Annotated in this window: 6 protein-coding genes and 1 pseudogene; 4 read left to right on the forward strand and 3 right to left on the reverse strand. The window is 62.2% G+C overall.

Going from position 1 to position 9,585, the window contains the following annotated elements; all coding sequences use genetic code 11:
- From CMI59_RS12150 to CMI59_RS12160, 3 genes and pseudogenes are all read right to left on the reverse strand, one after another.
- Nucleotides 1-681 (reverse strand): annotated as a pseudogene (locus CMI59_RS12150) (citramalate synthase); the annotation flags it as partial.
- Between the two features lie 212 nt (nt 682-893).
- On the reverse strand, nt 894-2,252 hold the full coding sequence (gene gltX, locus CMI59_RS12155) for a glutamate--tRNA ligase (protein ID WP_293328520.1): 1,359 nt from the start codon (nt 2,250-2,252) through the stop codon (nt 894-896).
- The gene (locus CMI59_RS12160; RefSeq protein WP_293328521.1) at nt 2,242-3,903 is read right to left on the reverse strand and encodes an NAD+ synthase; all 1,662 of its coding nucleotides are present in this window, start codon (nt 3,901-3,903) and stop codon (nt 2,242-2,244) included. Before CMI59_RS12160 ends, gltX begins: the two co-directional genes overlap by 11 nt.
- Before the next feature lie 192 nt (nt 3,904-4,095).
- Here CMI59_RS12160 and CMI59_RS12165 point away from each other — a divergent pair, with 192 nt between their 5' ends.
- The 4 genes from CMI59_RS12165 to CMI59_RS12180 form a co-directional block, all read left to right on the forward strand.
- Entirely contained in the window at nt 4,096-5,106 is a 1,011-nt protein-coding gene (locus CMI59_RS12165; protein WP_293328522.1) for an NADP-dependent oxidoreductase, read from the forward strand.
- 229 nt (nt 5,107-5,335) lie between these two features.
- Entirely contained in the window at nt 5,336-6,445 is a 1,110-nt protein-coding gene (locus CMI59_RS12170; RefSeq protein WP_293328523.1) for an efflux RND transporter periplasmic adaptor subunit, read from the forward strand.
- A gap of 10 nt (nt 6,446-6,455) precedes the next feature.
- Nucleotides 6,456-8,405 (forward strand): MacB family efflux pump subunit, encoded by a 1,950-nt coding sequence (locus tag CMI59_RS12175; RefSeq protein WP_293328524.1) that lies wholly within the window; start codon nt 6,456-6,458, stop codon nt 8,403-8,405.
- A gap of 11 nt (nt 8,406-8,416) precedes the next feature.
- On the forward strand, nt 8,417-9,585 hold a 1,169-nt coding region (locus tag CMI59_RS12180; RefSeq protein WP_293328525.1), incomplete at its 3' end, for an efflux transporter outer membrane subunit.

Raw genomic sequence — 9,585 nt, forward strand, 5'->3', positions numbered from 1 at the left:
CCGGATCGCAGCCAGCGAGTTGGCCACCGCGTTTTCCGTATCGTTATGTGCATGGATACCGAGCCGGTCGCCCGGCACGCCCGCGGCAATCAGCGCGGTCACGATGGCTTCGACCTCTGAGGGCAATGTACCGCCATTGGTGTCGCAAAGAACAGCCCAGCGCGCGCCGGCATCCAGCGCCGTCTTCACGCAGGCCGTTGCATAGTCGGGATTGGCCTTGTAGCCGTCGAAGAAATGCTCGCAATCGATCATCGCCTCGCGGTCATGCGCGATGATCGCTTCCACGCTCTCGCGAACGCTGTCGAGGTTCTCCTCGTTGGAGATGCCAAGCGCGACTTCCACATGGAAATCCCAACTCTTGGCAACGAGGCAAACGGCATCGGCCGTGGAATCGAGGATGGCGGCAAGCCCGGGATCGTTGGAGGCGCTGCGCCCTGCCCGCTTGGTCATGCCGAAGGCGGTGAAGGTGGCACGCTTCAACGCCGGCTTGTCGCCGAAAAAAGCCGTATCGGTGGGATTGGCGCCGGGATAGCCGCCTTCCACGTAGTCGATGCCCAGCTCGTCCAGCAGGGTCGCAATCAGCCGCTTGTCCTCGACGGAGAAATCCACGCCCGTGGTCTGCGCGCCATCGCGCAGCGTGGTGTCGAAGAGGTAGAGCCGTTCTTTCGTCGTCGCGTTCATCTTTTCGCTTCCGCTCGCGGCGCCTCCCGAAAGGAGACGCAGAGAAAATACCGATGCCACCGCCGCGGCCGGACCATTTACAGCAAAGGAAGATTAAGACGTGCTTGTACGGCGGCGGCGGAGCTATGTCAGCCGCTAATAATGAGACCCTGAATAATGCGGAACTCGGCCATTGCCGGTCCTCTCATCTGCCGTTACACCCGGCCCGAAAATCAGGCCTTTTTACCGCGAAGCCGGGCCTCGGCCCGCTCGCGCCCGATCAGAGGTAGCAGGTTTTTCAGCTCGGGTCCATGGTCCAGGCCCGTAAGTGCCTGACGCAGCGGCATGAATAGCGCCTTGCCCTTGGCCCCCGTCTCCGCCTTCACGATGTCTGTCCATGCCTTCCATGTGGTTTCGTCCCATGGCCCATCCGGCAGGAGGTCCGCCGCCCTGGAGGCGAATATGGGGTCCTCTATCGCCGGGGCCACCGGCCCTTCGGCGATACGGGCCCAGTCCGCCACCTCGGCAAAGCGGGTGAGATTGGGCCGGACAGCCGCCCAAAAGTCGGGTCCAAGGTCGCAATCGAGCGCCTGAAGGCGCTCCTTCACCTCGTCATATTCCAGCATGTGGAGCGTACCGGCATTCGCCTTGTCCAGTTCGGTCAGGTCGAAGCGGATATCGGACCGCCCAAGCCGGGCGACATCGAAGCTCTTGGCCAAATGGTCGAGCGAGAGCGTCGCCTCCACGGGGTCGGGCGTGCCGAGGCGCGCCAGCAACGCATTGAGCGCCATGGGCTCGACGCCATGCTCGCGCAGTGCCATCAGCGAAAAATCCGCCGCATCGTCACGCTTGGACAGCGGCTTGCCTTCCGGCCCCTGCAACATGGAGTGATGCGCGAAGACCGGCACCTTGCCGCCCAGCGCGCGAAAGAGCTGCACCTGCACGCCGGTATTCGTCACATGGTCGGCGCCGCGAATGATGTGGGTGATGCCGAAGTCGATATCGTCCACGATCGAGGGCAGCGTGTAGAGATAGCGCCCATCGCCACGGATCAGCACAGGATCGGACACCGAGGCGCAATCCACTTTCGTCTCGCCGAAAATGAGGTCCGTAAAGGTCGTGACTTCCTGCTTCAGCCTGAAGCGCCAATGGGGCTTGCGCCCTTCTGCTTCCAGCTTTGCCTTCTCCTCGTCACTGAGAGAGAGCGCCGCCCTGTCATAAACAGGCGGCAGGCCGCGCCGGGCCTGCAGCTTGCGCTTCATCTCCAGTTCTTCGGGTGTTTCGTAGCAGGGATAAAGCAGCCCTTCCGCCTTCAGCTTTTCCGCAGCCTTGTCATATTCGGCCATCCGGTTCGACTGGCGGTCGAGAATGTCGTGGACGAGGCCGAGCCAGCCCAGATCCTCCACAATGCCATGGGCATATTCTTCAGTGGACCGCTCATCGTCGGTGTCATCCAGGCGAAGCATGAACTTGCCACCGGCCTTGCGCGCAAAGAGCCAGTTGAAAAGCGCCGTGCGCGCATTGCCCACATGAAGGCGGCCCGTCGGGCTCGGCGCGAAACGGACAACAATTTCGGGAACCTCAGTCGACATCGCGGAACCCGTTGGTGATCGGATAGCGGCGGTCGCGGCCGAAATTGCGCGAGGAGAGCTTCACGCCGGGCGCAGCCTGGCGGCGCTTGTATTCGGAGACGAAGAGCAGATTTTCCACGCGATGCACCAATGCGCGATCATGACCGCGCGCGACAATGTCGTGCACAGGCATTTCATGCTCGACCAGACATTCAAGAATATCGTCCAGCACCTCATAGGGCGGCAGGCTGTCCTCATCCTTCTGGTCGGGGCGAAGCTCGGCACTTGGCGGCTTGGTGATGATCCGCTCGGGGATCACTTCGCCTTCCGGCCCCAGTACACCTTTCGGCATGTGACTGTTGCGCCATGCGGCAAGCTTGAAGACGCGGCTCTTGTAGAGATCCTTGATCGGATTGAAACCGCCATTCATGTCTCCATAAAGCGTCGCATAGCCTGCAGAAACTTCGGATTTATTACCTGTGGTCAGCAGCATGGAGCCGAATTTGTTCGAGATCGCCATCAGGATGAGGCCGCGCGAGCGCGACTGAATATTTTCTTCCGTCGTGTCGGACTGCGTGTTCTCGAACATCTTCTCCAGCGCATTGGTGAAGCCGACCACCGGCTCCTCGATGGGCACGATGTCGTAGCGCACGCCCAGCGCCTTGGCGCAGGCTTCCGCATCTTCAAAACTTTCCGACGAGGTGTAGCGGTAAGGCAGCATGACGCAGTGGACGTTTTCCGCGCCCAGCGCATCGACGGCCAGCGCGGCCACGAGCGCGCTGTCGATACCGCCGGACAGTCCCAGCACCACGCCGGGGAAATGGTTCTTCTTCACATAGTCGCGAAGCCCGCGCACGGTGGCGAGATAGATCGCCTCGTCGCCTTCCGGCACTTCGGCGCACTCCCCTTTCGCACAGACCCAGCCATGCGGCTCGCGCGTCCAGTCGGTGACGAGGATTTCCTGTTCCCACGCCCGCATCTGGACGGCAAGCGAGAGATCCGCATTCAGCACGAAGGAACCGCCATCGAATACAAGCTCGTCCTGCCCGCCGATCTGGTTCAGATAGGCCATCGGCAGGCCGCTTTCCTGAATGCGGCGGATGGCGAGTTGCATGCGGGCGTCGAATTTGTCGAAATCATAGGGAGAGCCGTTCGGCACGAGCAGCATTTCCGCGCCTGTCTCCTCCAGGCACTCCACGACGTCCGGGTACCAGATGTCCTCGCAGACCGGCACCCCCACACGCACGCCGCGAATGTCGATCGGTCCCGGCAGCGGACCCTCGTCGAAGACGCGGGGCTCGTCGAACACGCCGTAATTTGGCAGACGCACCTTGTAGCGATGAGCCTGAACCTCCCCCTTATCGAGATAGAGGACGGCATTGTAGAGCTTGTCGTCTTCCTTCCATGGCGCGCCGATCAGCACGGCCGGGCCTCCGTCCGCCGTCTGCTCGGCAAGCTGGATGACGGCCTCCCGCGCCCGGCGCTGGAAAGCGGGACGCAGCACCAGATCCTCGGGCGGATAGCCGGCAATGAAGAGCTCCGGAAAGACGACCAGATCCGCGCCCGCCAGTTCAGCTTCGCGGCGGGCCTCGATCGCCTTTTCCAGATTGCCCTTTATGTCGCCCACCGTGGGGTTGAGTTGGGCGAGCGCAATACGCAACCGGTCGGTCATTGGGTTATTTTCCGGGAGATATGTTCCAATTGAGCATTAGTGCTGTTCTAGCGCCGGATGCGCCTGCGGACAATAGGGCCCTTGCCCCGATTCTGACATTCGAATGTGCAGCCTTTTTCAACCTCGCGCATGGGCGGGGGCTTTCATCTTGTCTAAGCTCCCGCATCGAAAATCTTCAGGGAGGACAAGAACATGCCCAATACGTCCCAAGCCAACCGACAGATCCTGCTGGCCGAGACGCCGGAGGGAAAGCTTGCCGAGAGCAATTTCCAGCTTCGCGAAGGCAGCATGCCCGAGGCAGGCGAAGGAGAGCTTCTGCTGAAAACGCGGATCGTCTCGCTTGATGCCGCCAACCGGGCCTGGATGCAGGGTGCCACCTATCGCTCGGCGGTGGATGCCGGCACGGTGATGGCGGGCGGCGCCATCGCGGAAGTCGTGCAGTCGGGCACGGTGGATTTCAAGCCCGGCGATCTCGTCTTCGCCGATACGGGCTGGCAGGAATATTCGGCCGTACCGGCCAAGACCGCTCAAAAACTCGAACCGCGCGAGCCCCTCTCCTATCTCCTCAGCGTTTACGGCATTGCCGGCCTCACCGCCTATTTCGGCCTTTTGAAAATCGGCGACCCAAAGCCGGGCGAAACGGTGGCCGTTTCCGCCGCCGCCGGGTCGGTCGGGTCGATTGTGGGGCAGATCGCCAAGATCAAGGGCTGCAAGGTCATCGGCATCGCGGGCGGCAAGGAGAAGTGCAAGCTGTTGACCGACGAACTCGGTTTCGACGCGGCCGTGGACTACAAATCCGAACCCGTTCACAAGGCGCTGAAGGCGGCGGCGCCGGACGGCATCGATGTCTATTTCGACAATGTCGGCGGGGATATTCTGGAAGCGGCCCTTTTCCGCATGAACCAGAATGGTCGCATCGCCTGCTGCGGGGCCGTCTCGCAGTATGACGGCACCCCGCCCGCCCATGGACCGCGTGGCGTGCCGGGGCTCATTGTCACCAAACGGCTGAAAGTCCAGGGTTTCATCGTCTCCGACTTCTATGCGGAGCGTGAAAAGGCGCTGAAAGACCTTGAAGGCTGGGTCCAGGACGGCTCGCTCAAGGTGAAAGAGGACATTCTTGAGGGCCTCGAAACGCTGCCCAAGGCCCTGATCGGGCTGCTGGCCGGCGAAAATGTGGGCAAACGCATGGTCCGCGTCGCCTGAGATTACAAATTTTTTATCCGCCTGCGCCCTGCGACGGAGAATCGTGAGCTATGCGTATTATATGGAAACGGGGTACTCGCGCTTTTAGTACGGTCAGGCAGATATGGGCTATGAAGGCGACGGCGGCAGGCCGTCCTCATCCGGGGAAACGAGCGAGCGCTCGTTCCCCGGACGTATTTTTTCGATGCTTCCGTCATGGTTGAAAGCTGGATGGGTCAAGGTTGCATCCTTGACGGCCATCCTCCTTCTGGCCCTCTGGTTCGGTTATCAGAGCCTTTTCGGCAGCAGCGATACGGCGAGCTATCAGACCGTCACCGTTACCCGCGGCAATATCGAACAGACCGTCACGGCGCTGGGGTCGATCCAGCCCAAGGACTATGTGGATGTCGGCGCGCAGGTCTCCGGCCAGTTGCAGAAGGTCTATGTCGAGATCGGCGACACGGTGAAGAAAGGTCAGCTCCTCGCCGAGATCGATCCTTCGGTCTATGAATCCCAGGTGGAAGCCGCCCAGGCCGGGCTTGCCAAATTGCAGGCCCAGCTTCAGGGCGAAGAGGCCACATACGAACTCAAGAAGATCCAGTATCGCCGCTACCTGAACCTGCGGAAGCAGAATGCGGTGTCGCAGGACACGCTGGATCAGGCGCGCGCGGAGATGAAGCAGAGCGCGGCGCAGATCGCATCCTACAAGGCGCAGATCGACCAGCAGAAATCGACCCTCAAAGGGGACGAGGCCAATCTGGGCTACACGAAAATCTTTGCCCCGATGAGCGGCACCGTGGTGTCGCAGACGACACTGGAAGGCCAGACCGTCGTGTCCTCCCAGTCGGCGACGGAAATCATGACCATCTCGAACCTCGACACGATGACGGTCGAGGCCGAGGTCGCGGAAGCCGATGTGAACAAGCTCAAAGTCGGCATGCCGGTCTATTTCACCACGCTGGGCATGAGCGGCACGAGGTGGCGCTCCACCGTGCGCCAGATCAAGCCGACGCCCACGACGGAAAACGACGTGGTGCTCTATACGGTGCTCATCGACATTCCCAACCCCGAACGCAAGCTGATGATCGACATGACCGCGCAGGTCTTCTTCCTGCTCGGCGAGGCAAAAGACACGCTCATGGTCCCGGTCAATGCCGTAAAGACCGACGCAGGCGGCAATGCCTATGTGATGGTCATGCGGAACGGACAGCCGGAAAAACAGGCGGTCGAAGCCGGCCTCAAGAACCGCATCAACATCCAGATCAAGAGCGGGCTGACGGAAGGCGACAAGGTCGTGACCGGAACCTTCGGCGCGACATCGGGCAATGGGTCGGGCCGACGCCGGCCCGGCTTCCTGTGAGGGGCCCATCATGACCCAGCACACCCCCCGGCCCCTCATTGAACTGGACGAGGTCTCCAAGGTCTATCAGACCGGCGGCGCGGAAGTGCGCGCACTGGACGCCATCTCGCTTACCATCCATGAAGGCGAATATGTCGCCATCATGGGCCAGTCCGGCTCCGGCAAATCGACGCTGATGAATATTCTCGGCTGTCTCGACCGGCCGAGCGAGGGCATTTACAGCGTACGCGGCACGAATATCGCCGACCTCACATCCGACGAACTCGCCAGTCTGCGGCGCAACGAATTCGGGTTCGTCTTTCAACGCTACAATCTGCTCGCCACCATGACGGCGGCGGAGAATGTGGAACTGCCGGCCATCTATGCCGGGCTTTCGCAGGAAGCCCGCCGCAGCCGCTCCATGGAGCTGCTGGACCGGCTCGGCATGGGCAATCGCGCAAAGCACCGTCCGACCGAGCTTTCCGGCGGTCAGCAGCAGCGCGTCTCCATCGCACGGGCGCTGATGAACGATGCCAATGTGGTGTTGGCCGACGAGCCGACCGGCGCGCTGGATACCAAAAGCGGCGCGGAGGTGCTCCAGGTCCTCGACCAGCTCAATGGCGACGGGCGCACGGTAATCCTCATCACCCATGAAGCGGAAGTCGCCGCGCACGCGCACCGGCAGATCGTCATCAGCGACGGCCGGATCGTCTCCGACAGCGGCACGGCGGACAGGACAGGCCCCGAACAGGCAGGTGTCGTGCGCGATCACGGGCATCTGGCCCTCGGGGCGGAAGTCAGCGAAGCGGTGAAAATGGCGATCCGCTCGCTGCGCGCCAATATCTTCCGTACCGCGCTCACCCTGCTTGGCGTGGTAATCGGCGTGGCGGCGGTCGTCACCATGCTCGCCATCGGCGACGGCAGCAAAGCCAATATCCTGCAAAGCATGCAGTCGATGGGCACCAATCTCCTGCTGGTCAGGCCCGGCGCACCGGGTATGAGATCGTCCGGCGATGTCGCAACGCTGGTACCCGCCGACGCGGAGGCCATAGAGCAGCGTATCTCCAATGTCGTCGCGGTGGCGCCTGAGCGCAGCGGCAGCCAGACCGTCCGCTTCGGCAATGTGGACTATCGCACGCAGATACTGGGCACCTGGCCATCCTATACCCGGGTGCGCGACTGGACCGCCTCGCAAGGCGCTTATTTCAGCGAGGCCGACCTCAACAGCTATGCGCCCGTTGCAGTTCTCGGGCGGACGGTCGTCGACAATCTTTTCCCCCATGGCGAGAACCCGGTCGGAAAATATGTGCTGATCGGCAATATCCCCTTCGAGGTGATCGGCGTGATGGAGGCCAAGGGCGCTTCGTCCTTCGGCCGGGATCAGGATGACGTTGTCTTCGTCCCGATCACCACGGGCTTCATGCGCCTCTTCGGGCAGCAATATGCAAACTCGATCAATGTGAAGGTGTCCGACGCCAAGCTGGTCGACCAGACGGAAGCAAACATCAAGCAGCTTCTTCTCGCCCGCCATCAGACGGAGGATTTCCAGATTCGTAATACCGCCTCCATGCTGGAAACGATGGAGAGCATGACGACCACGCTGACGATCCTTCTGGGATCGGTGGCGGGCATCTCCCTTCTCGTGGGCGGTATCGGCGTAATGAACATCATGCTCGTCAATGTGACCGAGCGGACGCGCGAAATCGGCCTGCGCATGGCAACCGGCGCACGGATGAGCAACATCCTGCTGCAATTCAACACCGAGGCGCTGGTGGTATGCGGCGTGGGCGGGCTGATCGGTGTGATGCTGGGCATCGGCACGGGGCTTGGCCTCGGGTCTCTTGGCCTGAATATCGCCATCAATCCGACGCCCTCCCTCCTCGCGTTCAGCTGCGCGTTCATGACCGGGCTCATCTTCGGCTACCTGCCCGCCCGCAAGGCCGCGCTTCTCGACCCCGTCGTCGCGCTGTCATCGGAATAGGAGCGACAGATATGAGATCCGCAATACGTATCGTGACACTCACTGCCGCCGCGGCGCTGCTGGCCGGCTGTTCCATGGTGCCGGATTACGAGCGCCCCACCACCGCCATTCCGGCCAGCTGGGACGGCGCCGGTCAGACGGACGCCAAAGCCGTTGCCGACTACGCGCAATGGTGGGCGCGTTTTTCGAGCCCCGAACTCGATACGCTGATGGCCGAAGCACTTGCCAACAATCAGGACGTGGCCGCCGCTCTCGCCACCATCGAACAGGCGCGCGGTACATTGCGCTCCACCAATTCGAGCCTTCTTCCGCAGCTCAACGGTAGCGGCAGTGCGAGCCAGACGCAGAGCGACCCCGGCAGCCTGTCGCGCAGTGCCAGCGGCAAACTGACCGTCAGCTATGCACTCGACCTCTGGGGCGAATACCGGGCGAAGAGCCAGAGCGCGGAAGAGAGCTTCAACGCCTCCGTCTTCGACACCGAGGCGACGCGGCTTCTCGTCCAGTCGAATGTGGCGAGCACCTATTTCACGGTGCTGAGCCTGAAAGACCGTATCGCCTATGCGAAGGAATCGCTGAAGCTTGCGCGCGAAACGCTGCAGCTCGTCGAGCTGCGCAACAAGGAAGGGCTCGATTCCGGCATCACACTCGCCCAGCAGCGCAATAATCTCGCCACCGTGGAGGCGAGCCTGCCCAGCCTCGAACAAAGCCTCGTTGCGGCCAAGACCTCGCTTGCCATTCTGCTCGGCCGGGCGCCTGAAGGCTTCGACGTGGCCGCCAAGGGACTGGAAGATGTCGCCCTGCCGGAGATCGCCCCCGCCCAGCCTTCTACATTGCTGGAGCGCCGTCCCGACATCCGCAGGGCCGAAGCAAACCTGAAAGCGGCCAATGCCGATATCGGCGCGGCGCGGGCGGCCTTCTTCCCGAGCCTCGACCTGTCCGCCTCGCTGAGCCGAACCGCCACCTATGGCCTGACGCCAGTGGATGCCGGGTCGATTGCAGGGTCGCTGCTGGCGCCGATTTTCTCGGCGGGCAATCTGGAAGGGAGCCTTCAGACCGCCGAGGCGCGGAAAGTCCAGCTCGTCGCCACCTATCGCGGCACGGTGCTGACCTCGCTCAAGGAGGTGGAAGACGCCCTTTCCCTGACCGACACCAGCGCAAGGCGTCAGACCGCTCTTGCGAC

The organism is Parvibaculum sp., assembly GCF_002684405.1.
Lineage (GTDB): Bacteria > Pseudomonadota > Alphaproteobacteria > Parvibaculales > Parvibaculaceae > Parvibaculum.

Excerpts from the sequence above, each read along its gene's own strand:
- gltX (WP_293328520.1), bottom strand. The coding sequence starts at position 2,252 with ATGTCGACTGAGGTTCCCGAAATTGTTGTCCGTTTCGCGCCGAGCCCG.
- CMI59_RS12160 (WP_293328521.1), bottom strand. The coding sequence starts at position 3,903 with ATGACCGACCGGTTGCGTATTGCGCTCGCCCAACTCAACCCCACGGTG.
- CMI59_RS12165 (WP_293328522.1), top strand. The coding sequence starts at position 4,096 with ATGCCCAATACGTCCCAAGCCAACCGACAGATCCTGCTGGCCGAGACG.
- CMI59_RS12175 (WP_293328524.1), top strand. The coding sequence starts at position 6,456 with ATGACCCAGCACACCCCCCGGCCCCTCATTGAACTGGACGAGGTCTCC.